General features: G+C 40.9%; 17 protein-coding genes. 10 read left to right on the forward strand and 7 right to left on the reverse strand.

Annotated elements, in window-relative coordinates; genetic code table 11:
- Positions 1–117 precede the first annotated feature (117 nt).
- Positions 118–537 (forward strand): helix-turn-helix domain-containing protein, encoded by a 420-nt coding sequence (locus N5852_RS03840; protein ID WP_262099100.1) that lies wholly within the window; start codon positions 118–120, stop codon positions 535–537.
- Between the two features lie 715 nt (positions 538–1,252).
- Here N5852_RS03840 and N5852_RS03845 read toward each other — a convergent pair.
- The 5 genes from N5852_RS03845 to N5852_RS03865 form a co-directional block, all read right to left on the reverse strand.
- Complete coding sequence (locus N5852_RS03845; RefSeq protein WP_262099101.1) at positions 1,253–2,191, reverse strand: peptidylprolyl isomerase; 939 nt, start codon at positions 2,189–2,191, stop codon at positions 1,253–1,255.
- A gap of 594 nt (positions 2,192–2,785) precedes the next feature.
- On the reverse strand, positions 2,786–4,273 hold the full coding sequence (gene tsaE, locus N5852_RS03850; RefSeq protein ID WP_262099102.1) for a tRNA (adenosine(37)-N6)-threonylcarbamoyltransferase complex ATPase subunit type 1 TsaE: 1,488 nt from the start codon (positions 4,271–4,273) through the stop codon (positions 2,786–2,788).
- Positions 4,274–4,288: 15 nt separating this feature from the next.
- On the reverse strand, positions 4,289–6,661 hold the full coding sequence (locus N5852_RS03855; protein ID WP_262099103.1) for a sensor histidine kinase: 2,373 nt from the start codon (positions 6,659–6,661) through the stop codon (positions 4,289–4,291).
- Between the two features lie 467 nt (positions 6,662–7,128).
- A complete protein-coding gene (gene ahcY, locus N5852_RS03860) occupies positions 7,129–8,529 on the reverse strand; it encodes an adenosylhomocysteinase (protein WP_262099104.1) in 1,401 nt (466 codons plus the stop codon).
- A 192-nt stretch (positions 8,530–8,721) separates the two neighbouring features.
- Positions 8,722–9,975 (reverse strand): MFS transporter, encoded by a 1,254-nt coding sequence (locus N5852_RS03865; protein ID WP_262099105.1) that lies wholly within the window; start codon positions 9,973–9,975, stop codon positions 8,722–8,724.
- Between the two features lie 150 nt (positions 9,976–10,125).
- Here N5852_RS03865 and N5852_RS03870 point away from each other — a divergent pair, with 150 nt between their 5' ends.
- Genes N5852_RS03870 through N5852_RS03880 form a run of 3 tightly spaced genes read left to right on the forward strand, consistent with a single transcriptional unit; the run spans position 10,126 to position 12,179 of the window.
- Positions 10,126–10,713 (forward strand): TetR/AcrR family transcriptional regulator, encoded by a 588-nt coding sequence (locus N5852_RS03870; protein ID WP_262099106.1) that lies wholly within the window; start codon positions 10,126–10,128, stop codon positions 10,711–10,713.
- The gene (locus tag N5852_RS03875) at positions 10,710–11,603 is read left to right on the forward strand and encodes an HpcH/HpaI aldolase/citrate lyase family protein (protein ID WP_262099107.1); all 894 of its coding nucleotides are present in this window, start codon (positions 10,710–10,712) and stop codon (positions 11,601–11,603) included. The genes N5852_RS03870 and N5852_RS03875 overlap by 4 nt, the downstream gene beginning before the upstream one ends.
- 33 nt (positions 11,604–11,636) lie before the next feature.
- Entirely contained in the window at positions 11,637–12,179 is a 543-nt protein-coding gene (locus N5852_RS03880; protein WP_262099108.1) for a sugar O-acetyltransferase, read from the forward strand.
- A gap of 76 nt (positions 12,180–12,255) precedes the next feature.
- Here N5852_RS03880 and N5852_RS03885 read toward each other — a convergent pair whose 3' ends face one another.
- The gene (locus tag N5852_RS03885; protein WP_262099109.1) at positions 12,256–12,666 is read right to left on the reverse strand and encodes a tellurite resistance TerB family protein; all 411 of its coding nucleotides are present in this window, start codon (positions 12,664–12,666) and stop codon (positions 12,256–12,258) included.
- A gap of 415 nt (positions 12,667–13,081) precedes the next feature.
- On the opposite strand from N5852_RS03885, the gene N5852_RS03890 reads away from it, so the two are divergent.
- From N5852_RS03890 to N5852_RS03905, 4 genes are all read left to right on the forward strand, one after another.
- Entirely contained in the window at positions 13,082–14,743 is a 1,662-nt protein-coding gene (locus tag N5852_RS03890) for a lysine--tRNA ligase (RefSeq protein WP_262099110.1), read from the forward strand.
- Between the two features lie 132 nt (positions 14,744–14,875).
- Positions 14,876–16,450 carry a peptide chain release factor 3 gene (locus N5852_RS03895; protein ID WP_262099111.1) on the forward strand — a complete coding sequence of 525 codons (1,575 nt, stop codon included), beginning with the start codon at positions 14,876–14,878 and terminating at the stop codon, positions 16,448–16,450.
- Positions 16,451–17,221: 771 nt separating this feature from the next.
- Positions 17,222–20,428, forward strand: a complete 3,207-nt coding sequence (locus N5852_RS03900; protein WP_262099112.1) for an autotransporter outer membrane beta-barrel domain-containing protein — start codon at positions 17,222–17,224, stop codon at positions 20,426–20,428.
- Between the two features lie 193 nt (positions 20,429–20,621).
- Positions 20,622–20,999, forward strand: a complete 378-nt coding sequence (locus tag N5852_RS03905; RefSeq protein WP_182418659.1) for a TFIIB-type zinc ribbon-containing protein — start codon at positions 20,622–20,624, stop codon at positions 20,997–20,999.
- An 83-nt stretch (positions 21,000–21,082) separates the two neighbouring features.
- On the opposite strand, the gene N5852_RS03910 is transcribed toward N5852_RS03905, so the two are convergent.
- Entirely contained in the window at positions 21,083–21,802 is a 720-nt protein-coding gene (locus N5852_RS03910; RefSeq protein ID WP_262099113.1) for a Bax inhibitor-1/YccA family protein, read from the reverse strand.
- 459 nt (positions 21,803–22,261) lie between these two features.
- Here N5852_RS03910 and N5852_RS03915 point away from each other — a divergent pair, with 459 nt between their 5' ends.
- On the forward strand, positions 22,262–22,945 hold the full coding sequence (locus N5852_RS03915; protein ID WP_262099114.1) for an ABC transporter ATP-binding protein: 684 nt from the start codon (positions 22,262–22,264) through the stop codon (positions 22,943–22,945).
- Positions 22,942–25,548 carry an ABC transporter permease gene (locus tag N5852_RS03920; protein ID WP_262099116.1) on the forward strand — a complete coding sequence of 869 codons (2,607 nt, stop codon included), beginning with the start codon at positions 22,942–22,944 and terminating at the stop codon, positions 25,546–25,548. The genes N5852_RS03915 and N5852_RS03920 overlap by 4 nt, the downstream gene beginning before the upstream one ends.
- Positions 25,549–25,671 lie beyond the last annotated feature (123 nt).

Here is a 25,671-nt window from a genome sequence, read left to right on the forward strand (position 1 = left end):
TTATTATGTTATGAAAGCATTGTGGCAGATGTTTTTCTAATAAAGACATCTGATAGGGGTATCTATTATTATTAATTTAAATTGGCCGGGAAACGCGCTGAAAAAGCGAAAAGCATAATGACAGTAAAGAAAAAACAACCAGATCCGATTGATGTATATGTGGGAAGCCGCATCCGTTTGCGTCGTAATTCTATTGGGCTTAGTCAAGAAAAGCTAGGTGAACAACTTGGAATTACTTTTCAGCAAGTACAAAAATATGAGAAGGGTACCAATAGGGTTGGTGCAAGTCGCCTGCAAGCAATTGCAGAGACCTTGGAAGTGCCGGTATCCTTCTTTTTTGAAGACGTATCCAATAATGAGCTTGACGAGGGTTTTGCCGAAACAGAAGCTAATCCCTTGGAAATAGTTTCAAGTGGCGAAGGATTACAGTTGATCCGTGCCTTTACCAATATTAAGGATCCGCAGGTGCGCCGAAAGATTATTGACCTTGCTAAAGCTTTATCACAAGATGATCAAGTTGAGGAAAGTAAGGTTTAATAGTTTAATTATATGGGATGGTTTTACTCCTTTAAAAACGATCCTACATTATGATTAATTTTATATTTACTATGTTTAAAAAAGTCGGAATACTAATTTATATATTAGAATGTTATCGTTTAATTTTATTGTTTAATTTAAATATATTGAAGTGCGTAATATATCATGCTCATTTGTACTTCGAGTATAGTGATGTCTTAGTTAGGCGCCACTATATTTAAAAATTCTTGCTTTTACGCCTTGTCCATATGTTGAATCCTAATCAATTTTTCTGGCAATGTTATAATATGTGAATGCTTGGCTTTTGTATTAATAGACTTGAAATGGGGCAGCATCAATTAATTAAAAGAAATAAGCTCATTAAACGGCAAAAATATAAGATTTTAACAAGGGCGGAAAAAAACGAAAACTGGCTGCTATACTGAAGTGAAATTAATGACGTTGCGGGTTACAGCTGTTTTGTACCCTTTTAGAATATGTTAAATTTTGCCGATAACTTTGTTGAAGAGCCTTAAAAAGATTCATAGCTCTCAGCAGCTGTTCTCACAAACATAACCTCATACCATTTTGTTCAAGTTAGTCAATTCTGTCTCTACGTCTAAACATCGGGTAGATACATTATATAATTATAATGCTAACGGAATTTTCACAAAAAAAAGCGCATTTCAACTTTGGTAAGCTGAAATACGCTCCATATTTAATAGTCTAATTAGACTTATTCTTCTTCTTCGCCATCAATCGCAATTTTTTCAACTGCGGTTTTCATGTAATCTGCAACATCCTTATCAGGATAGGTCACTGGAAAATCGCTAACGGTTTTCTTGACCAATTCATTATAATTTTTTTGCATTAACATATTTTCAATTTGCGGCTTTACGTCAGCATATTTTGGTGGCTCTTTATCGCGAACATCTTCAACCTTGATAATGTGCCAACCAAATTGTGATTCAACAGGTGTCTTAGTATATTCGCCTGTTTTCAGCGCAAAAGCAGCGTCCTCAAATGGCTTTACCATTTGTCCCTTGACGAAATAACCAAGATCGCCACCATTCGAACCAGATGCGTCGGTTGAAGTTTCCTTTGCAATTTTTTCAAAGTCTTCACCCGCTTCTAAACGCTTAATAATCTTCTTGGCATCGGCTTCATTATCAACAAGAATATGGCGTGCATGCACTTCAACTTCCTTAGGCATGCTTGCTATTTCTTTTTCGTAAAAAGCCTTAATTTCTTCTTCTTTTACAGATTGTTTTAGCTTCTCGCTAACATAAGCCTGCTGCAAACCACTTTCGCGAACCAATTCGGCACGCATTTTGAAAGCTGGATCTTGGTCAAGCTTTTCTTTGATAGCGGCAGTCGAAAATGCTTTTAATGAAACGTAAACTTCTAAAGCGCGCAGACGACGCTGTGCCAAAGTCTCAGGGGTACCAGGAGAAATAACATTGGTCCAAGCATCTAGTTCCTTGGTTGTAAGATTCTTACCATCAACCACAGCAATAACTTGGTCTGGGCCAAAGGTTTTAGTCTCTGCCTTGCTAACCTCAGTAGCTTCTGGCTGGGGCATTGCAGGGCTTTCGGTTTCCTGCGCTACTGCCACCAAACTGCTTGCTAAAATAAAGGTAGACGCCACAAGCACGGCTTTCAATTTCGACTTCATGTAAAACTCCTTAGCAGGAAGAGGGCGACTTGCCCCCCTTGAATTAATATGGCTTATCATGGAAAAGTTGCAATTTTTAAACAGATCATTAAAATTAATAATAAAGATGGCTTTGTCTAAAATCTTTAAATTTCATTTTTCTATTTCATTAAGCTTAGCAAAAACCTTATCTATAAAAGATAATAAGCTTGCAAAGCCAAGCAGCACAGCAATTTTTCATAAATACCACGAAACGACTCTAGTTAGGATAAAGGCAAAATTTTGATTTGAAAAGCATTATAGTGCAAATTTTGTATTTTTACTTAAAGATTAAATATTATTAATTTAATATGTAAGCGTTTAATATCAATATCTTATCTATTTGATATATCTTTTGACATCATGGGTGATGATTTTTTAATTTTAACGAAATGATGCGTGGAAATTATTATGATTATATTGGCGAAGATCCGTGAAAATATAGATATTTTCGGCGGCTCTTCGCCAATATAATTTGGGGGGTCTCACAAGATTCATCGCATTTCATTTCATTAAAATTGATAAGGACCAAATCTCGGCTTTGCTAACATCTCAATATTGCGACCATCAAAATCTTTAGCGAATAATATTCACCATGCGTAGAAAATCCTTAAGCGGTGACAAAGCTGGATGCTTGAGATTCCGCAAGAGATAATCAGTCATGCGTGGTAAATGTTTTAAATAATGCGGCTTGCCATCCCGCTTATCAAGCCGGATAAACAGACCCAGCAATTTACATGCCCTTTGTGCGCCTAAAATCGCATAGGATTGACGAAATTGCTTTTCGTTAAATTGCTTATCAAGTACAGCGCGTTTTGCACAATAATGGCGGATTAGTGCTTCTTCAGTTGGTGTTGCAATGGTAATGCGTGCATCTTGGGCAAGAGACACCACATCATATGCAGTAGGTCCCATTTGGGCATCTTGAAAGTCGATAAGCCCAATGCGATCATTGCCTTCACGCTCGCTGAACCAAAGTATATTAGGTGAATGATAATCGCGCATTACCAAGCTTTTAGGAGCTATCTCAAGTTCGTCGAACAAAACATCCCAAATCTGGTAATAATATTCGCGCATTTGGTCTATAGGCTCGATTTGTGAAATGAATGGTAAATACCAGTCTAATAGTAAATTGGTTTCAATATGAAGCGCATCACGATCATAATTTGGAATTTCAATGCTCAAATCATCCCAAACCGCATGTTTGGGCCAATCAACTTCATGAAAATCAGCTAAAAATGCCGCTGCTGCTAGATAGCGCTCAATAATTGGTAGGCGGCGCTCGTCAATAATGCCATCTTGTCCTAAATATTCAAGTAGCAATAAGCCACTATCAAGATCGCCGGCGTAAATTTCTGGCGCGTTAAAATTATTTTCGCGAATAATACGATCAATGCCAACAAATTGGTCGATGCTTTGTGCAAGGTGGGCTGCTTTGGCATAGCTCGCACCTGCTGTTTCTGCCATTTCCATTTGCGGTGCATCCATAAGCACCTCGCATTTATTATCACCATAGGTAATAAGCTCATAGGCCCGCGCAGAAGCATCGCCTGCTAAAAAATGCCTTTTTGCATCATCACGATTATAACGAATTAAAAAATCACGGATGACAGCGGTGCGCCGTAGGCGTAGGGAAGCTTCTTCATCCACTGAAATGATAACGCTTCGTCCATCATTTTCTTCAAAAATCTTTAGTGAAAATGTTGGCCGCGGTAAAAGTCCCTCCGCCTTATCTGGCCACTCCACAATCAGTACGCCATTATCAAGTGCTTGCTCAAGACCAAGTTCGTATATTTCTTCAGGGCTACCGATACGATAAAGATCAGCATGGGCCACAGGCAGACGCAGCTCATTATAGGTTTGCACAAGGGTAAAAGTAGGGCTTGGCACATCAAGGCGGTCATCATCGGCAAGGGTTTGAATAATGCTGCGGGCAAGGGTTGATTTTCCCATGCCAAGATCACCTTCCAGAATTATAAGATCACCCTTTTTTAAAGTTAAGGCAAGATCCTCGCCAAAACGCTTTGTCGCATCTTCATTACTAAGGTGAAGTGTTAATTCCATGGCAATCTAAACTTTCTATTCAGCAGCACTGGTTAAAGCCGGCATTTTGGTTGGAAACCGGCAGATGACAGTTGTGCCTTTATCAGAACCCGTGTCAATTTCAACTGTTCCATTATGCAGTTCTACAAAACTTTTTACAATGGATAGCCCTAATCCAGCACCTGGTTTTGTACCATGATGAATATGGGTAGAAAAGCGCTTGAATACATTAACAACAATTTCTTCAGGAATGCCACCGCCATCATCATGGACAACAAAAATAATATCATTTTCGTCGTTAAATGCGGCAAAACCAATGGTAGAATTTTGCGGTGCATAATTGGCCGCATTAGATAAAATATTAAATAGGACTTGTCTAATGCGCGCACCATCGGCTTGAAAACTGACAAGGCCATTGGCAATTTGCAAATCAATCTGGATATTATTTTCAAGCAAGCGTTCTTCAACGCGGCTGGCGGCACTTTGCATCACTTCCAAAATATTAACGTCGCCAATATCCAATTCCATAATACCCGCATCAACGGTGGCAAGGTCTAGAATATCATTGACGATGTTTAAAAGCTCTACCGATTCTGAAGCAATATGGGATAGATAATCGTGTTGCCGCGCATCTAACTCCCCAAAGGCTGGGGTGCGTAACAGATCGGTGAAGCCAATAATATTGGTAAGCGGCGTACGTAATTCATAAGAAACATGGCTTACAAATTCATTGCGTAATCGGTCGGCAATTTCTAATGCTTCGTTCTTTTCATGCAAGGCGCGGGCAATATTGATGCTATCCGTCACATCAACAAAGGTAAGCATGGTTTGACCAAGCGGTAGTGGTACCAAGGCATAATCGGCGACAGCACCATTTTTTAAATCAATCCGTCCTTTGCGTGAATCACGCTTATCAGCAAAATCGGTAATGGCAGCGGTAATGTCATTCCAATCCTCATCGACTGCTTGAGGTGCTGCAAAAGCCTCAATCTTTGATATATGAGTGCCTTCAACGCATATTTCTACAGGTAATGCCCACATGGCTGCAAAGGCTGGGTTGGAAAGGCGCATAAGTCCATCAGAGCCAAAAACGGCGACGCCTTCATAAAGATTATCAAGGGTTTCCCCTTGAATGCGAATAAGTGAATTATAGCGTGCTTCAAGATTGAGCTTTTCGGTGAGGTCTTCATAAAGCCAAGTAACACCACCTTGAGGATGCGGATTGGCAATGACCCGCAATGTGCGTCCATCAGGTAGATTCCATATGGTCATTTTAGGCTCTAGTGAGCGATACGCCTCAAATAATTCTTCTTTCCATTGCCGCCAATGGGGTGTTTCATTTAAAATGCCGCGTTCACGCAAGCGGTCAAGCACGAGGGCATGGCTTGGTTGGCTTTCCAAAAAAGCAACATCAAGTGGCCAAAGGGCGCTAAAGGCTTGATTGAAAAATTCGAGCTTTTGATCGGGGTTAAAAATTGCAACCGCCGTTGATAATTGGTCAAATGTTTCCGAATAACCTTGCACCACCCGCTTTAATTCATTGCGTAATGTTTCGCCTTCTGTTTGGTCATTTGCAATGCCTGCTTCGCCAATCTCGCTGGTAATTGCCGTCACATCAATGACCCGTCTTTCACCATTAATTGCGGTGGTAGTGCGGCCTTTAAATATTTCACCCTTGCGGTGATCACTTGCGATCTTTTCGCGAAATGCAGCGTTGAAAATTTCATGATCAGGGCCAGCTACACGAAAATAGGCGCGGTTTCCCCAATCAATGTCGCCATTTCTGTCTCTTATCCAGATAGGGTCAGTTACTTCATCGCCCAAAGCTTGCAAGGCGGAAAGTTTGGCTTCAAAATCATTACAGCGATTTTTAAGATTTAAAAACTCGGTAGTGGTTTTAGTCATATCCCTAAAGCTAACCAGCAGTCTTGCGCCATTGGCATAACCGCAAACTTGTAGGGTGCTACCATGTTGGGTTGCTATCGGCATTTCAAAGGCTTCACCTTCAACCGCCAATAATGCAATATTGTTTTGGTATTCTTTAAAAGATTGTGCTGACATCCAGCTTTGCCAATCTAAAAATCCTTTAGTGGTTGCCGGGACATCTTTAGCATCAGGCAGACGGCCAGCAATTTTAGCATTGTCCCCTTCAAGAATGACAAGGCATTGGCCGCTCAAATTCAAATAGCTTTCATAAGGGTTGAGTAAGGTACTTAAAAAATGCTTGCTATCTTTAAGGTTTATTTCAAGAGCCTTTTTCTCTTTCGCAATTTGGCGCAGCTTTAAAGCGATAACTCCAACAGTTAATAAAGCTCCACCCATGAGTGCAAGCTGTAGCACTGAGAATAGATCATCGCTTGGAAGAGGGGTAATTGCGGCAAAAGCAGGCACAGTGGCTGTACTAAGCATTGTTGTACCTATAAGGCTTTTTACCAATAACTGATGTAATGAACCAGTGTTAGATAAGGCTTTAAAAGCAAGTTTTAGAGCGGAGATTGGCTTAAAGCTCGTTAATTTGAAACGATTTTTTGGGAGCATTGACTTGGTTTTTTGTTGCTTGCATATTTCTTGCTTATATGGGGTCAAATAGGCCACTTTAATCAATTCCTGCAAGCTCCAAGGCTATTAGCGTTGTTACGCTATAGCAATTTTGTTTAAGGCGAGCTATTTTTGCTCTCATTTTCTATAAATAACGCGGCAAAGTATTTTTTCCAGAAATCAAGTATATCATTTGAAAAATGGTATAAACTTTTAGTCGAATCATCATTATTTAATTTAGCACAGCCATATTGAATAAAGGAATGCTTGCCATTAAAAAATAAAGCCGAACAAGAAATATGTCCGGCTTTACAATGGCTTATATTATTAATAAAATGTTAATAACGATAATGCTCTGGCTTGTAAGGGCCTTTTGGAGAAACGCCAATATAATCGGCCTGTTCCTGCGACAAAGTGCTTAATTTGACGCCAAGGCGGTCAAGGTGCAAACGGGCAACTTTTTCATCAAGATGCTTAGGCAAGACATAAACCTTGTTGCCATATTCATTGCCCTTGGTGAAAAGTTCAATTTGCGCCAATGTTTGGTTGGTGAATGAGGCTGACATTACAAAAGAAGGGTGGCCAGTTGCATTGCCAAGATTAAGCAAACGCCCCTCTGAAAGGAGAAGTATACGCTTACCATCAGCAAAAGTAATCATATCAACCTGTGGCTTGATATTAGTCCATTTAAGGTTGCGGAGCGCAGCAACTTGAATTTCATTATCAAAATGGCCAATATTACCAACAATGCACATATCTTTTAAAGCGCGCATATGCTCAATGCGGACAACGTCCTTATTACCAGTGGTTGTAACGATAATATCTGCAGTTGGAGCTGCATCTTCAAGCGTTACAACTTCATAACCATCCATGGCTGCTTGCAATGCACAAATTGGATCTACTTCCGTGACTTTAACGCGTGCACCTGCACCAGAAAGGGAGGCTGCAGAACCTTTACCAACGTCGCCATAGCCGCAAACAACGGCTGTTTTACCAGCCATCATCACATCTGTACCACGGCGAATACCGTCAACAAGCGATTCCTTACAGCCATATTTATTATCAAATTTGGACTTGGTTACACTGTCATTGACGTTAATGGCAGGGAAAGGCAACAGGCCTTTCTTTTCTAAATGATAAAGACGATTCACACCAGTTGTGGTTTCTTCAGTTACACCCTTGATTGCAGCGCGTTGACGGCTAAAGAAATTTGGGCTTGCAGCAAGACGCTTCTTGATTTGCGCAAACATCACTTCTTCTTCTTCAGATTCTGGCTTTGAAAGCACATCTTCGCCAGCTTCAGCGCGTGCGCCAAGCAAGATATAGGCTGTAGCATCGCCGCCATCATCCAAAATCATATTAGATGGTTCGCCATCCGGCCATTGGAAGATAGCATCGGTATAGGTCCAATATTCTTCCAAAGATTCACCTTTAACTGCAAATACCGGTGTGCCACCTGCTGCAATTGCAGCAGCCGCATGATCTTGGGTTGAAAAAATATTGCATGATGCCCAACGCAATTCTGCGCCAAGAGCTTTCAACGTTTCAATAAGAACGGCTGTTTGAATGGTCATGTGCAATGAGCCAGAAATACGTGCGCCGCGCAATGGCTGGCTAGCACCAAACTCTTCGCGGCAAGCCATGAGGCCGGGCATTTCAGTTTCGGCGATGTCGAGTTCCTTGCGACCGAAATCGGCAAGGCCGATATCGCGGATCACATAATCTTGGTTGGCAGCCATGTTTTGCTCCTGAGAAATTTTGATCATTAAGACATTTTACCCAATAAAATGCCTATCCCAATATAGGTATGATTTTATTTTTTCCGCATTAAATGCAGTATAAAATCTGTTGAATGGCGTGACATTAGCAAATAAAATATTAATATGCAATAACCATATAAAGATAGCTTTATATGGTTTGCGCTATTGAACTTAGCCTTCTACCTCATGCATGGATGTTTTGGCGATAAGTTGTTTACGAAATATGAGTGCGATGGCAAAGGAAAATACCGCAAAAGCCAAAGCAAAACGGAAAGTGCTCACTGCATCAAAACGGTCAATTGCAAAGCCGGCAACAGCAATACCAATAGCAGCTCCAACGCTCATACCAGTGATTGCCCATGTCATACTTTCGGTAAATTTTTGCTTGTCAGCAAGCCCTTCAAGTAATCCCATGCAAATAATGATGGTCGGCGAACAAGCAGCCCCTGCAAGCAAGCAAAAGATGGTTAGCATCCATAAATTATTAACGAAGAAAAACGGAATAGCAGTAACCATAATAACGCCCGACATGAATAAAAGCTGGCGATGCAAGGGAATGGTGACATTAAGCGAGCCATAAAGAATGCCGGTTATGAATGAACCAAGCGCATAGGCGGTGACAGGAATATAAGCGAGCGAAGCGACATTTTCTATCTTAACATAAGCAAATACTGGTATATTGGCGAAAACTTCAAAAATTATAGGTTTTGCATAGGCAATACTTGTGACCTCTACCACCCCAAAAATTCCGCCTATTGCCGATAGAGTAAGGGCAATGACCAAGACAGGTAAATCAAAAATAGCGGCGCGACCGCGTTTTGCAGTTACATGACTAATTTTAGGTTCAGTTGCTGTTTGCGAAAAAAAGGCAAATGAACCGATAACTAATAGCCCTATGGCCGCAACCATGCCCGCTTCTGGAAATATAAAAGCCGCAAGATTCATCACCAATACCGGCCCAATCATAAAAATCATTTCATCAACCAGTGACTCAAAAGCAAAGGCCGAGCGTAATAGCGGTTGTCCACCAAAAATACGTGACCAACGCGCGCGTGCAAAAGCGCCAAAGCTTGGCATAAAGCCTGCAAATATCGCTGCAATAAATAAAATAATATCAGGCCAATGATAATGGGCGGCAAGAGCAATAATACCAAGGGAAACCGCGCAGATAATGCTTGCCGGCAAACCAATTTTCAATTGGCCATATTTATCGGCAAGGCGTGAAATTTGTGGGCCAATCAGGGCACTTGAACCGATAAACGTGGTGGCGACAAGGCTCGGTAATGAAAAATTATCGCGTGATGCGGAAATCATCGCCACAACTGATATAGTAATCATGGCGATGGGGAAACGCGCAACAATAGCAGCCAATGAAAAGCCAAACGTGCCTTTAGGTCTAAATATTTCACGATATGGATTTGCCATGGGTCTTTTCCTTTTACATACATTGCGTATGTGTATTGACATACATCACGTATGTCAATATAAATTTGGCATTAGTTAAATCGTTTTTGCATATGTTCATTTATTACGAAAAGACGTATTTAATATGACAGAGCCTGGGAGACGAATGAGTTGGCGCGTAAACGAGATGAAATGATAAATGAAACGCGGGAAAAGCTCATAAAATCTGCTCGACATGCTTTTTCACAAAGTGGCTTTGCCGCTGCCTCTATGGATGAATTGACCAAAGAGGCAGGCCTTACACGCGGCGCACTTTACCATCATTTTGGCGGTAAAATGGGTTTATTGAAAGCGGTTATTGCGCAAATCGAAAAAGAAATTGATAGCGACATCCGTTCAAAAACTCAAAATATCAGCGATAAATGGCATTTGTTTTCAACCGAATGTGAAATTTATCTAACCAATATGCTCGACCATGATGTGCAGCAAATTTTAATGCGAGATGGCCCTGCGGTATTGGGGGATATTTCAACATGGGAAAGTCAAGGCTATTATATAAAAATCATGGCAATTGCCTTGCAAGAATTAATCAATGAAGGCACAATAGCTTCTTGTGACTGTGAGGCATTGGCGCGGCTTATTAATGGTGCCTTGATGCATGCTGCAGCTTGGATTGCCAATGCTGCAAACCCCAATGAAGCGCTTGAAAAATCGCTTTGTGCTTTTAACTTGCTGCTTGAAGGGTTGAAGACATCATGACAAAGAATAAACCCAAATCTAAATCTAAGCGTAGATCCTGTTTGTTTGTGCCAGCCATAAATATGCGGGCCATGGAAAAGACTTTGCAACTTGATGTTGATGTCGTTATTTTTGATCTTGAAGATTCTATCGGATTAGCTGACAAGACAACGGCGATGGACAATCTGCAGCAATTTTTAAAAGATCATCAACAATTACCCTATTTTGCTACCATTCGCATCAATCCAGTTATTAGTAATGATATTGATGAACTGCAACGTGTTGCCGCTCTTAATATTGATGCGTTGGTGTTACCCAAGGTTGAAAATATTGATGAATTGGATTTCATCTATGCGATTTGTAAAACCTCTGCCAAAAGGCCCATGCCTGTTTGGGCAATGATTGAAACACCAAAAGGTATTTTGTCTGCAGCATCGATTGCAAGTCATCCAAGTGTGACGTGTCTTATTGTCGGGCCAAATGATATTGCACTGGCGAGCGGTGTTATGAGCGTGGTTGATGAAAGCGCGGTGAATTATGGCGCAAAACGTCAATATCTTGTTCCTTGGCTTATGCAAATTGTGCTTGCGGCTAAAGCTTATAATCGCCGAGTACTCGACGGCGTTTATAATGATTATAAGGATTTGATTGGTTTTGAAGATGAATGTCGCCAAGCCAAAGCCATGGGCTTTGATGGCAAAACGCTTATTCACCCTAGCCAAATTGAAGCCGCGAATGTGATTTTTCAGCCAACATTAAGTCAAGTTGAGTGGGCGCAAGATATAATTGCCGCCTTTGCTTTACCTGAAAATATCGGTAAAGGCGTTATTTCTTTAAATGGTAAAATGGTTGAAGATCTTCATTTAAAGCAAGCGCAGCGTATTTTAGCCAATAGCGATAATAATGAATAGCAATGGCGCCAGATGCAATATGAGGATAAATATATGAGTGAAAAGCTAAAAATGCTGGCTGGTGAACTCTATAATGCAGGAGACACGGAGCTTATTTTAGAGCGAAAGCAAGCTTTTTCATGGATGAAAACTTTAAATGATGCTTTTGCTATGGATGATAATGAGCGGCTTAGCCTATTGCGGCAAGGCCTTGGCAGTGTCGGCGATAATGTCACCATTCGCTCACCCTTTTATTGTGATTATGGCTATAATATAAACATCGGCAAAAATGTCTTTATCAATTTCAACTGTGTCATTCTTGATGGTTGCAGTGTTGAGATTGGTGATGGTTGTGAGATTGCCCCAAATGTGCAAATTTTAACGGCAACGCACCCTACTGATGCTAAGTCGCGTGAACAAAAACTTGAATATGGCAAGCCAATAAAAATTGGTAAAAATGTTTGGATAGGTGCGGCAAGTATTATATTGCCTGGCGTTACCATTGGTGATGGCGCAACCATTGGCGCGGCAAGTCTTGTTACGCGCGATATTCCAGCAAATTGCACCGCTTTTGGCACGCCTGCGCGGGTGCGTTAAAATCTAAAGTAACTATGAATGAACATTTTGCTTTTAAAACTTAAATAGCAAAATGTTCAAAAAATAAAATGTTCATCTATAATTTGCGAAAACGCAAACGTGCGCTGCGTTCTAATGCGGCAACGGTTAACTCATCAAGCTCCCAACGATCTTGCATCATTTGCAAAAATTCAAGCTCTTCTTGATTAACATTTAAATCAGCCGAGGCAATCTCAACCGCAAGCGCATAGGCAGTATCATAAAGCTTTTCTGGTAATGCTTCATGCGCGAGGTCAAGAATGTGTTCAAGGCCATTTTCTTCTTCCAGATGTCCTAAGCATTCAGCAGCTAACGCATCTAGGCGGTCACTATCAAAGCCGGTAAAAACAGGATAATGGTTGACAATGGCGACAATGCTTGCCAATTCCCTATCCGTCATTGCAGCATCGGCCGCCGCAGTGGTGACCATGACAAATATCAAGCCTTCATGGGGAGTTAGCTCAGCCATTAAAATCTTCCTCGTGATCTATGAATTTGATGTTAGCTTAAAGATAAAATGCTTTTATTAAAAGTGGTTTTAAGCTTCTTACACGAGATTATTATCTTATTTTTTGTTTGTCAAAAATCCAAGTGAATTGATAGGGCGGATAATATTATAAATCAAAAACATGATCGCTTGGGTTAAATCTATAGGCTTAAAGCGGATAATTGTGCTTGAAATTTTGTAAAAATAGGTAGTTTTTATAGATAAGACGGTTGTAGGCTTGCAAGATTTATGAAAAAGAGTAAATGAAAACAAATTGATGTTGTTAATTAACCCAAAACTTGTTTAATTATCATCAATTGATAAAATGATTGCTGGTCAATGAGCTTTTGCTTCAAACCGCATTTGAGCCGATTAACACTATTTAGGGAACCTTTCTATGGCGTCCGATTTTTTAAACCTCCTTCATATAGATCCGCAAAGCGTGACTTTTGCAGGTGATGCGAAAGCTTGGCCTTTCGAAGAGGCACGAAAAATTGTCAAACGCTATGAGAAAAAAGGCTTTCCCGATGAGGTCTTGTTTGAAACCGGCTATGGGCCGTCAGGCCTGCCGCATATCGGCACTTTTGGTGAAGTTGCCCGCACAACCATGGTGCGCCATGCTTTCCATGTTTTAACCGATAATAAGGTTAAAACCCGTCTTATCTGTTTTTCTGATGATATGGATAGTTTGCGTAAAGTACCCGATAATGTGCCAAATAAGGAACTTTTAGAAGCTGCACTCGGTAAGCCACTAACACAGGTGCCAGATCCATTTTTGAGCGAATACCCATCTTTTGGTGCGGCTAATAATGCGCGCCTTCGTGCTTTTCTTGATCGTTTTAACTTTGATTATGAATTTGCGAGCGCAACGGATTATTATACATCTGGCCGCTTTGATGAAACCTTGCTATTAATGCTTAAAAATTATGACAAGGTGATGGATATTATCTTGCCAACCCTTGGTGAAGAACGCCGTGCGACCTATTCACCATTTTTGCCAATTAGCCCATTTTCTGGCAAGGTTTTGCAAGTGCCTATTATTGCCCGTGATGAAGTGCGTGGCACAATTACCTATATTGAACCTGAAACTGGTGAAACTATCGAGACAGAAGTAACCGGCGGTAAAGTCAAGTGCCAGTGGAAAGCTGATTGGGCAATGCGTTGGACTGCCCTTGGCATTGATTATGAAATGGCTGGTAAGGATTTGATCGATTCAGTTACCCTGTCATCAAAGATTTGTAAGGTTTTAGGCGGAACCCCGCCTGAAGGTTTTAATTATGAATTGTTCCTTGATGATAAGGGTGCCAAAATCTCCAAGAGTAAGGGCAATGGTCTTACCATCGATGAATGGCTTACTTATGCACCAACTGAAAGCCTTGGGCTTTATATGTTCCAAAAGCCAAAAACCGCTAAAAAGCTTTATTTTGATGTGATCCCTAAAGCGGTTGACGAATATTATACTTATCTTTCAGCTTATGGTCGTCAGGATTGGAAAGAGCGTTTAAATAATCCAGTTTGGCATATGCATAATGGCAATCCCCCGGCGATTGATTTACCTGTTTCTTTTGCGATGCTCTTGAATTTGGTGAGTGCCTCCAATGCTGAAAACAAAAATGTGCTTTGGGGCTTTATTTCGCGCTATGCTGATGGTGTAACGCCAGAAAATAATAAAAGCCTTGATGATCTTGTTGGCTATGCCATTCGTTATTTTAATGATTTTGTTAAACCTACAAAAAAATTCCGCGCCCCTGATGAGGTTGAGCGGGAAACATTAATAGCTTTTGATAAAAACCTTAGCGCGCTTGACTTGCAAGCTGATGGCAATATCATTCAAAATGCTTTGCTTGACGTGGCGCGTAAGATTGAACGCTATCAAGATAGCGCAAAAAAAGGCCCCGATGGCGGCCCTGGCGTATCTGTTATGTTCTTCCAAATGCTTTATGAAGTATTGATTGGTCAAGAGCGCGGTCCGCGTTTTGGTTCGTTCATTGCGCTTTATGGCATTAATGAAACACGCGAACGCATTCAGCAAGCCTTAAATGGTGAATTGTTAAACTAAATTGTAAGGAAGGCTCGATCCTATTGTATTGAGCCTTCTTGCCATATTTTATTTAAATTAAGACGCGCGGCGCATAGCAAAAGCGTTTTTTATTGCGTGCTAAGCGCGCAAAATAGATTTTAGGAGAATTTGATGAGTGAAGCCAGCGAGGTCAAACGGCGCCGGACTTTTGCGATTATCGCCCACCCCGATGCTGGTAAAACAACGCTTACTGAAAAGCTCTTGCTGTTTGGTGGTGCCATTCAGCTTGCTGGTGAAGTCAAGGCTAAAAAAGACCGTATCCAAACCCGCTCTGATTGGATGAATATCGAGCGTGATCGCGGTATTTCGGTTGTAACTTCAGTGATGACCTTTGAATATAAGGATTGTATTTTCAATCTTCTTGATACGCCAGGCCATGAAGACTTTGCCGATGATACTTATCGCACCTTAACGGCGGTAGATAGTGCGGTTATGGTGCTTGATGGCGCGCGCGGTATTGAGCCTCGAACATTAAAATTGTTTGAAGTTTGCCGTATGCGCAATATTCCAATTGTTACTTTTGTTAACAAAATGGATCGTGAAGCACGTGATCCTTTGGAAATTTTGGACGAGATTGAAGAAAAATTAGCCCTTGATACCGCGCCAGTTACTTGGCCAATTGGTGCTGGTAAAAATTTTGCTGGTAGCTTTTCCTTGCATGAAAATAGCGTACGCCAAAAGGATGAGGAAGAAACGCCAAGACCTGTAAGCGGGCCGGAAGAAGCATCTTTATTACTGCCCGAAAATGAGCGTGATATGTTTGTGGACGGTGTGGTTCTCGCGCGTGATGCTTGTAAGCGTTTTGATTTACAATCTTTCAGTGAAGGCCATATGACGCCGGTTTATTTTGGCTCGGCACTGCGCAATTATGGTGTGCGTGATTTGATCGATGCGCTGGTGGACTTTGGTCCGCAGCCGCGTGACCAAGTGGCCGATACAAGAACTGTTCATGCAGTTGAACCTAAAATGACTGGCTTTGTGTTTAAAATTCAAGCCAATATGGATCCTAACCATCGCGACCGCATTGCTTTTTTGCGTGTTTGTTCTGGCACTTTATCGCGCGGTATGAAAGCAAAATTGGTGCGTACTGGCAAACCAATGACCCTTTCAACGCCGCAATTCTTCTTTGCACGTTCACGCCAAATTGCCGATGAAGCCTTTGCTGGCGACGTGGTTGGCATTCCTAACCATGGTACGCTGCGTATTGGCGACACGTTGACCGAAGGCGAGGATTTGCTCTTTAGGGGCGTACCTAATTTTGCACCAGAAATTTTGCGGCGCGTGCGTCTTGGCGATGCGATGAAAGCCAAAAAATTGCGCGAAGCCTTGCAGCAAATGGCTGAGGAAGGGGTTGTACAGCTCTTTACGCCTGATGATGGCACGCCAGCGATTGTTGGCGTGGTCGGCGCTTTGCAGATTGATGTTTTGACCGAACGTCTAAAGGTTGAATATTCATTACCTGTTGGTTTTGAAGTGGCACGCTTTACAATTTGTCGTTGGATTAGTGCAGATAGTCAAGAAGAGCTGGATAAATTTGTTGCAGCTCATCGCGCCGATATTGCTCATGATCTTGATAATGATCCTGTATTTTTGGCACAAAATGTCTTTTCTCTCAATTATGAAGCAGAACGGTGGAAAGCCATTCGCTTTGCAGCTATAAAAGATTACCAAGTGCGAGCAAATTAATCTCTATAAAATGGCTAATTGCGACCGCTTTTAAGTGGTAAAGTCGCCGATCTCGGTCGATCTTATATTGATGATTATTGATATTAAAAAGCACTATTTTGCATTTCTATGAAATGCTAAATAGTGCTTTTTGCATTATGGCGCGTGCTGTTGGGTGAAGGCTTCATTGAACTACGTGGCTGTAATATTTTTGCGTAAAAGAATCTTAAATTTTACGAAATAGCTTACATATTTGTAATTTGTTGCGTTTTAATACAGCGATTTACGGCGATAATTGGATAGTTTAAATAGATTGATGGTATCAGATTGATTATTATTGCTATTTGTAGACAGTAAATGAGAATATGTTTATACAAGAACAAGATATAGTCGCTGTCTAACGGATAAGTAATGTTCGGGTGTAAATATCCAAATCGTTTAGATCTCGTTAGATAAATTTGCTGTAAAAGCTAAGGGTAATAAACCCTAAATATGTTAAGCAAAATAGCTATTTAAGAGGTAATGAGATATTAGACTAATCAGTTTAGTCAATAACAATTTAGCAAAATTTGTTCGTTTTGCTAAAATGAAAAGCTAATTCATAAACTCAAACCTTATATAAGTGTTTAAAGAAAAATGTATCTATAATTTATAAAAAAACAGATTTACATATTTATTTTAGAATGCATTTATTTTATGATATTTAAAAATTTTAACTTATTAATATGAAATTTATTAAAAATATTATTTCAATTTTCTAAAATTTATTTGAAACCATTGGGCTATCTTGTAATGAAAAATTCAATCACTCGTTTATTATGCGCAACTATGCTTTGCTCAGCTTTTCTTGACCCTTTTTCTGGTATGGAGGCATTTGCAAATATAATTACATATGATGGTACAACCAGCGAGTTTGATCAATTACAAGATGACACGCTAGGGGTGGCTCAAAAGAGGGTTGGACCTAATGATAGTGCAGATCAATCAGATAATTCTATTCTTATAAATGATTCAAATGGCTTAGGTGATGGTTTTTCGGGTAATATTGCCGTCTATGGTGGTTATTCCGATCAAGGAACTTTAATTTCTAATAATAAAATTACCATGACTGGCGGTTCGGCGATAATCGTTTACGGTGGTTTTAGCAATTTGGGGATGGTCCAAAATAACCAAGTTAATCTTTCAAATGCTAAAATTAGCAATAATGTCTATGGTGGCTATAGCGAAGATTCAGAAGGCATAACGAATAATAGTGTTGTTATTGACAATAATAGTTCGGTAACAGGCTCGGTATATGGCGGATTAATGAACGGTTATAACGGTGATATTTCAAGAAATATTAGCGCAAACCGCGTCACAATATCGGGAAATAGTTCGATTGCAGGAGATGTGCATGGTGCCTTTGTTTACAATAATGCGCCTAATATTAGCAATATATTAAATGATAATATTGTCGAAATTACAAATAGTTATGTTAAAGGTCAAGTTTCTGGTGCCTATATTCAAAGTTCGGGCATGTTATCGGCTGATGAAATTTTTAGCCTACAAGGAAATAAGGTCAATATTGTTAATAGCCGTGTAGATGGCAGTATCAATGGTGCTTATAGTAATGTTTACGGATCGTCATCAGCGCTGCACAATAGCGTGACGATTTTAAATAGTGATGTCACTCAGGTAAATGGCGGCAATGTGTTTAGCAATGTTGAAGGGGTTAGTCTTATTGTGAACGCCAATTCCGTCTCCATAAGCGGTGGAAGTGCTTCACAAGTTCAGGGCGGTAATGCTGAGTTAAATGGTTATAGTCCGTCCTTAGGGCAGGTTTTTGATAACCGCGTCGATGTTGATGGTGTCACGGGTATTGCGTCAATTTATGGCGGTAGAGGCTACATTAGATATGGTTCGGCCTTGGTCAACGGTAACCAAGTTAATGTTTCTAATAGCATTTTGCGTTCAAATTCTGAAATCTATGGTGGCTATGCTTTTGGTGGCGAGAGCCTTCAAGCCAATGATAATAAAGTTCAAATAAGCAATAGTTCTTCAATTACCAGAGTTTATGGTGGTTTTGCTACGGGCGGTAGCGGCATGGAAGAGCAAAAAATTGAAAATTTTGCTCAAAATAATATGGTGGTCATATCGGGGAGTGATATTGGCTTAGAAGTTGTTGGCGGTCTTATCGAAACAAGCATGGCGAGCGACAACAATATTTTAAGCAACGCCGTGTCAATTGTTGATAGTCATGTTGGTGGGGATGTTATTGGCGGATCGCTTCGCAATTATGGCTCGTCCATTGATGTTACAATTGCTAGTAATACTATAGAATTATCAGGCCTTACAACTATTGATGGCTCTTTATATGGCGGCTATGCAATTAATGGAGCTGATGCAGGCCATGTCACCAATAATACAGTGACCCTTAATGGTGATCAGCTAAATATTCTCGGATCCTTATATGGTGGTTATAGCATAACAAGTAGCGGTGAGGTCAATAATGAGTTTGACCGCGTTGTTGCCGGTAACACGCTTAATCTTAATCAATATCGCGGTGGTGTCAGTGGTATTTATAATTTTGAAAATTATAATTGGCTATTGCCAAGCTCTGTCGTCAATAATGATGTACTTATCCATATTACCGACAATGATGCTGTCAATTTGGACAATACCAATCATAGCGTTGCAATGATTAATGATGGCAATCGTCTAAATGAGGGTGATGAAATCACCATGATTGATAGGGCTGTTGGCAATCCAGCAGCAACGCCAACCCAAGTAACTCAAGGCCAATTTATTATTTATGACGTTAGCGTTAAAGTGACTGACGACAATAGATTTGTGCTAAAAGTGAATGGTAAAACCGATGGTGAGGAAACGGATACAGACGGCACGGATGGTCATGAAACCGATACTGGAGGCACAGATGGTAATGAAGCCGATAATGGCGGTGGAGATACCGATGGAACATCGGTTAAACCTGAAAAACCTGCAGGCTATATTAATCCACGCAGTAAAGCATTTTCAGAAGGGCGTATTGCTGGCCTTGCCTTCCTTAATCAAGCCAATGATTTGATTGCAACTGCTGGCATTGACAATATTCGTATCATGGTTCGTGCTAATGAAGATGAGATTTATCGACCCCATTTTATTCCATTCATGATCGCTAATGGTTCAACCCAGCGTTATAAAACTGGTAGCCATGTTGATATTGATGGTTTCAATATGGCGGTTGGTCTTGCCACTGGCTTTGAAACCAAGGGAAATCATAAAGTAACCCTTGGTTCATTTTTTGAATATGGTCACGGTACTTATGATACCTATAATAATTTTGCCACTTATGGTTCAGTTCATGCTGATGGTGATGTAAATTATAAAGGTGGAGGTATTTTTGGCCGTATGGAGTTCGGTGGTACCGGTCTTGGCCACGTTGCAAGCCTTGCAGCAGATCAGGTCGACGGCCTTTATGTTGAAGCCTCGATAAGAGGCGGCAAAACCCGCAATAAGTTTGATGGTAGCAATGATTTAATTGATGGTGAAGGTTATCGCGGTATCTATGATAGCAAGGTATCCTATTATGGTGGCCATGCGGCTGTTGCCTATGTTTTCAACTTTGATGAAAAGCAAGCATTAGATGTTTATGGTCGCTATTTGTGGATGCATATGGATGGCGATACAGTCAATATCGGCAAGGACCAATTGCATTTCGATAAAAGCAACAGCTCGCGCATGCAAGTCGGTGGGCGCTATAGCTATGCTTATAGCCAGCAATTTAAACCTTATGTTAGCGCGGCATATGAATATGAGTTTGATGGTGCAATTAGCGCCAATGCCTATGGCTTAAGTCTGGCAGAGCCGTCATTAAAAGGCTCAACTGGTATTTTTGAAGCCGGTTTCTTGTTCCATCCAATTGCTGATAATGATGCGCTTAGCATTAATGTCAATGGTCAAGGCTTTGTTGGCCAGCGTCAAGGTGGTGGCGGTGGCGCAAAAATAAAATATGAATTTTAAAAACTTAAAATTTTCGCTTGAAAATTTATCGCGATGGGTGAAATAGCAAATTTTGCCCATTGCCACAAATATTTCAGTTTTATGCAAAATGCTTTGCAATATCATTACACAATTTGCAGTAATTTAGTTTTGTTCTCTTTTAATTGCCCTTCTCCATATCCACATAGAAGATTGGTAAATTGGAGAAGATAAAATGCAATGTCCTATTGATGGTGAAACTCTGGTCATGAGTGAGCGCAGTGGTATCGAAATTGATTACTGCCCAAAATGTCGTGGTATTTGGCTTGATCGTGGCGAATTGGATAAAATTTTAGAGCGTGGCTCGCAGGAAATGAACCAGCGGGATGTGAGTGATCGGCGGGCTGATACGTCTTATGAGCCGCCAAGAGCCGCAAGTTCGCATCATGATTCCTATCGCGATGAGCGTGCGCGTGATGATAGACATGGGGACAGGCGTTATAGTGAAAAAGATCGCTATAATGAAAAAGATCGTTATGACGACCGCTATCATGATGGTAAGAAAAACCGTAAAAAATCATTCTTAAGTGAGATATTTGAGTTTGGTGATTAAAATTTATGATGTGAAACTGAAAAATAAAAAGCCCCGTTTAATAAAACGGGGCTTTCCTTTATGCCAAAAATAGCTTTTTTATATTAGTCGCGGTTACCAAGGAAACGCAATAGGAACAAGAACAGATTGACGAAATCGAGATAGAGGTGCAATGCGCCTATGACGATTTTTCTGCCGCGTGTTTCATCATGATCACCTTCATAATAGGCTTCTTTGATCATTTGTGTATCATACGCGGTAAGACCCGCAAAAATCAACACGCCCGCTACAGAAATTACAAAATCCAAAGCCGATGATTCAACAAAAAAAGTAACAAGTGACGCAATGATCAAACCAATAAGGCCGATCACCAAAAATGTTCTTAGTGGGCTAAGATCACGTTTAGTGGTATAACCATAAAGTGACAAACCACCAAATGATGTCGCAGTTATGAAGAATGTCCGTGCAATACTTCCAATTTCATATACTAGAAAAATAGGTGCTAGTGATGCACCCAACAATGCAGCATAGGCAATAAATAATGCCTGAGCTGTAAATGTTGATAAACGATTAATGCCAAATTGCAAAAACATAGCAACGCCAAATGGTATGATCACTAGAATAAAGCTATATTGTTGTAAAAATAATTTGAATTGGTAATTGGTGGCTGCAAAATAGGCAACACTTAATGCAAGAATGCCCGTAATTGCAAGGCCAAACATCATCAGGTTATAAACGCCAAGCATATAGCTGCGCAAACCCTGATCTATTGATGCATCTCCGCGCGTAATTGTAGTTGTGCGCATATTATTATAGTCTGCCATAAAAAAATCCTTTGCGTGCGTTCCGTCGGGTGTCGGTCGTTTAAGCTTTAGAAAATATTAGTGCTAAAAAATGCCAATTTTGTGATGAATATTTACATTCTTCAACCATCTACATTTAAAAGCTTTTTTACTTCTCTAAAATTAAAGCGTACAAAAATAAAATATCCACTATAATTTTCAAAAGAGGAAGTTTTTTAATAAACGCCCAGGCGCCGCTGGCGGAACTCCAGCATGCCTTAACATTATTATGGCTATTTACATCTTTACAAACAAGTCGTTAATTTAATTTTTTTTACTTTTTCACAAACTATCGCCAGCAAAACTATAATCAAATATGTTTTGTTATTAGAGCTATTTCCATTTACCAATTTTATTTTTAAGAATTTTCAAGCTTAACCATAAACTCGGCTTATTTTTCCTTAAAAGTAACAACATATAGTTTTATAAGTGGAGGCCTTTGTGGCAGATTTATTGGTGGCTTTAAAAAATGTTGATTTAACTTTGGGTGAGGGGGCGTCAAAAGTTCATGTGCTCAAAAAAATGTCACTTAATATTGATAAAGGCGAGGTTATTGGCATTGTTGGGCCATCAGGTTCTGGAAAATCTACATTATTAATGGTGCTTGCCGGCCTAGAAAAGGTGGACAGTGGCCAGGTTTTAATTAGTGATTGCGATATTTCAAAGCTCAATGAAGATGAAGCGGCGCTTTTTCGTGGCCGCAATATTGGTATTGTTTTTCAATCTTTTCATCTTATCCCCAATATGACGGCGCTTGAAAATACCGCAGTGCCTTTGGAACTTGCTGGTGATAAAAATGCCTTTAATCGCGCGCGGCAAGAATTAGAGGCGGTTGGCCTTGGCCATCGCTTAAACCATTATCCTGCCACCCTATCAGGCGGCGAACAACAACGGGTTGCTATAGCAAGAGCTTTAGCGCCAAGACCAAAAATTATTATTGCTGATGAGCCAACAGGTAACCTTGATAGCGCGACAGGGCAGGATATTGCCGATCTTTTATTTCAGCGTGCGCATGAAAATGCCACCACTATGGTCCTTGTTACCCATGACAATCAGTTGGCAGCTCGCTGCGCTCGCCAAATCCATGTGCGCAATGGTGAAATTGAAGTGGGCCATGCAGTATGAAGCAAGATCATAGCATGACGGGTGCCTCTAAAGCCGTTAATAATTTATCGAAAGTCGCGAGTTTTAAACTGGCTTTTAAGTTCGCTTTACGTGAAATGCGCGGAGGCTTACGCGGCTTTTATATTTTTCTTAGTTGTATTGCTCTTGGTGTTGCGGCAATCGGCGGTGTTGGCGGTATTACTGATATGATTCGCCATGAATTTGCCACCCAAGGTAAAATATTGCTTGGCGGCGATTTGCGCGTTTCGATGACGCAAAAAGAAGCAAGCCCACAAGAATTAAGCTATCTTGAAAGTATGGGTAATGTGTCTTCTAGCCTTTGGATGCGCACCATGGCACGGCGCAGCAGTGACCAAACCCAGCTACTGGCTGAAGCCCGCGCGGTTGATGATAAATATCCGCTTTATGGCGGTGTCAAAGTTAAGCTTAATGATGGCAAATTTTCCAATAATCTTTATGATGAAGTCAAAAATATCAATGGCACTTATGGTGTTGTTGTTGCGCCGCTTTTAGCGCAGCGCCTTGATTTGAATATTGGCGATAAGCTTACCCTTGGCAATACAGATTTTGAAATCAGAGGTTTGGTGGAAAATGAACCTGATCTGTTGTCAGAAGGCTTTCAATTAGGGCTTCGGGTGTTTTTGTCAGAAGAGGCAATGAAGCAAACCGGTCTTTTACAGCCGGGCAGCCTTTTTACTTATACCTATAAAATAGCTGTTCCTGCCGCTAAATTATCTGAGGTTGCCAAATTTGATGAAGCGGCCAAAAAGCAATTTCCCGATAATTTATGGATTATCCGCAATAGCGACAATGCAACGCCAGCTTTAACCAGTAATATTGAACGGTTTTCGCAATTTTTAACCCTCGTTGGCTTAATGGCCTTGGTGGTTGGTGGCGTTGGGGTGGCCAATGCGGTGCGTGCCTATCTTGAAACCAAATTTGGTGTGATTGCCACGCTAAAATCGCTCGGTGCTTCCGGTAATTTTGTTATTTGGCTTTATTTAATCCAAATCGTGTTGTTGAGCTTTATCGGTATTGCAATTGGTCTTGTTTTTGCGCTGATTATTCCGCCTATTGTTGGGCAAATATTAAATTCGTATTTTCCTTTGGCCGGTGGTTGGTCAATTTCCTATCTTAGCCTGTTAAATGGTGCGGCTTTTGCCTTGCTAACCACGCTTGGTTTTGCGTTAATGCCTTTGGCACGCGCGCGTGAAATTCCGGTCACTACCCTTTTTCGCGCCATGGGCTTTTCTGGCAAGGTTAAAATTGCGCGGCTTTATCTTGTTATTGTCGCATTGATTTTTGGCTCTATTGCTTTCATGGCGGTTTTCACCGCTTATGATCGGCGTATGGCGGCTATTTTCATCATTGCCGTTATTGGTGTTTTCATTATTTTGCGGCTATTGGCGATGATCATTCAATATCTTGCCAAAAAGGTTTCCCATGTTCGTGCGCCAGCTTTGCGCCTTGCTATTGGCAATATTTATCGCCCCGGTTCCTTAACCAGTGCCATTGTGCTTGCGCTTGGGCTTGGGCTGACTTTGCTTGTTGCCATTGCCACTATTGACGGTAATTTACGCCGGCAACTTGGCGAAACAGTGCCGATCAATGCGCCAGCATTTTTCTTCCTTGATATTCCAAGCGATGGAGAGCCCGCATTTCGTACCTTAATCGCTCAAAATGACCCCAAGGGTGAATTACGGCTTATGCCCACTTTGCGGGCGCGTATCACCGCGCTTAATAATGTCGAGGCAAAGGATGCCAATGTTGCTGAAAATGGCCGTTGGGTGCTGCGCGGTGATCGTAATATTACATATTCAGATAATGTACCAGAATCGACCGTACTAAAAGAAGGCACATGGTGGCCGCAAAATTATGATGGTCCGCCGCAAGTATCAATGTCAAATGATGAAGCAAAAGCACTTGGCTTAAAGCTTGGTGACATGATAACCGTTAACGCCTTAGGGCGGCAAATATCGGCTAAAATTACCAGCCTGCGAGAAGTGCATTGGGATTCAATGAATATGAATTTCGTCATGATTTTTTCGCCCAATAGTTTTCGTGGTGCGCCGCATATTTGGATGGGAACGCTTAAAAAAGGCGATGGTAAGCTTGAAGATGTGGCATTAATGCGCGCTATTGGTAAAGATTTTCCCTCGGTGACAATTTTATCAGTGCAAGATATTATCACCAATGCACGAGAGCTTATTGATCAAATTGGTCTTGGTGTGCGGGCCTCTGCCTCTATTGCTTTGCTTGCCGCCATTCTTGTGTTAGCAGGCGCGCTATCCGCCGGTAACCGTAGCCGAACCCATGATGCGGTGGTGCTAAAAACTCTTGGCGCAACTCGCAAAGTGCTTATTCGTGCCTTTTTATATGAATATATAATTTTAGGCGTTGTCAGCGCGGTTTTTGCCTTTATTGCAGGCAGTGCGGCAGGGCTTGCTATGGCACGTTTTCGTATGGATCTTGATGCAGTACTATTGCCGCAAACAGGGCTTATGGTTTTGGTTGCTGCCTTGGTGCTAAGTGTTGGTTTTGGTCTTATTGGCACATGGCGTATTTTGGGGCAAAAACCATCGCGTTGGCTGCGTGAATTGTGATCTTATAGTTAATAAAACATGTTATAAAACTCAAGTGGAAGTAAGCGTGACTTATTAGCTTGCTATCACTTGAAGCAGAAGAACGTAGCAGCACAAATTATCAAAAATTTTTTCTTTTTACTT

The organism is Bartonella sp. HY328 (assembly GCF_025449335.1).
Taxonomy (GTDB): Bacteria; Pseudomonadota; Alphaproteobacteria; order Rhizobiales; family Rhizobiaceae; genus HY038.

Excerpts from the sequence above, each read along its gene's own strand:
- N5852_RS03840 (WP_262099100.1), top strand. The coding sequence starts at position 118 with ATGACAGTAAAGAAAAAACAACCAGATCCGATTGATGTATATGTGGGA.
- N5852_RS03845 (WP_262099101.1), bottom strand. The coding sequence starts at position 2,191 with ATGAAGTCGAAATTGAAAGCCGTGCTTGTGGCGTCTACCTTTATTTTA.
- tsaE (WP_262099102.1), bottom strand. The coding sequence starts at position 4,273 with ATGGAATTAACACTTCACCTTAGTAATGAAGATGCGACAAAGCGTTTT.
- N5852_RS03855 (WP_262099103.1), bottom strand. The coding sequence starts at position 6,661 with ATGCTTAGTACAGCCACTGTGCCTGCTTTTGCCGCAATTACCCCTCTT.
- ahcY (WP_262099104.1), bottom strand. The coding sequence starts at position 8,529 with ATGGCTGCCAACCAAGATTATGTGATCCGCGATATCGGCCTTGCCGAT.
- N5852_RS03865 (WP_262099105.1), bottom strand. The coding sequence starts at position 9,975 with ATGGCAAATCCATATCGTGAAATATTTAGACCTAAAGGCACGTTTGGC.
- N5852_RS03875 (WP_262099107.1), top strand. The coding sequence starts at position 10,710 with ATGACAAAGAATAAACCCAAATCTAAATCTAAGCGTAGATCCTGTTTG.
- N5852_RS03880 (WP_262099108.1), top strand. The coding sequence starts at position 11,637 with ATGAGTGAAAAGCTAAAAATGCTGGCTGGTGAACTCTATAATGCAGGA.
- N5852_RS03885 (WP_262099109.1), bottom strand. The coding sequence starts at position 12,666 with ATGGCTGAGCTAACTCCCCATGAAGGCTTGATATTTGTCATGGTCACC.
- N5852_RS03890 (WP_262099110.1), top strand. The coding sequence starts at position 13,082 with ATGGCGTCCGATTTTTTAAACCTCCTTCATATAGATCCGCAAAGCGTG.
- N5852_RS03895 (WP_262099111.1), top strand. The coding sequence starts at position 14,876 with ATGAGTGAAGCCAGCGAGGTCAAACGGCGCCGGACTTTTGCGATTATC.
- N5852_RS03900 (WP_262099112.1), top strand. The coding sequence starts at position 17,222 with ATGAAAAATTCAATCACTCGTTTATTATGCGCAACTATGCTTTGCTCA.
- N5852_RS03905 (WP_182418659.1), top strand. The coding sequence starts at position 20,622 with ATGCAATGTCCTATTGATGGTGAAACTCTGGTCATGAGTGAGCGCAGT.
- N5852_RS03910 (WP_262099113.1), bottom strand. The coding sequence starts at position 21,802 with ATGGCAGACTATAATAATATGCGCACAACTACAATTACGCGCGGAGAT.
- N5852_RS03920 (WP_262099116.1), top strand. The coding sequence starts at position 22,942 with ATGAAGCAAGATCATAGCATGACGGGTGCCTCTAAAGCCGTTAATAAT.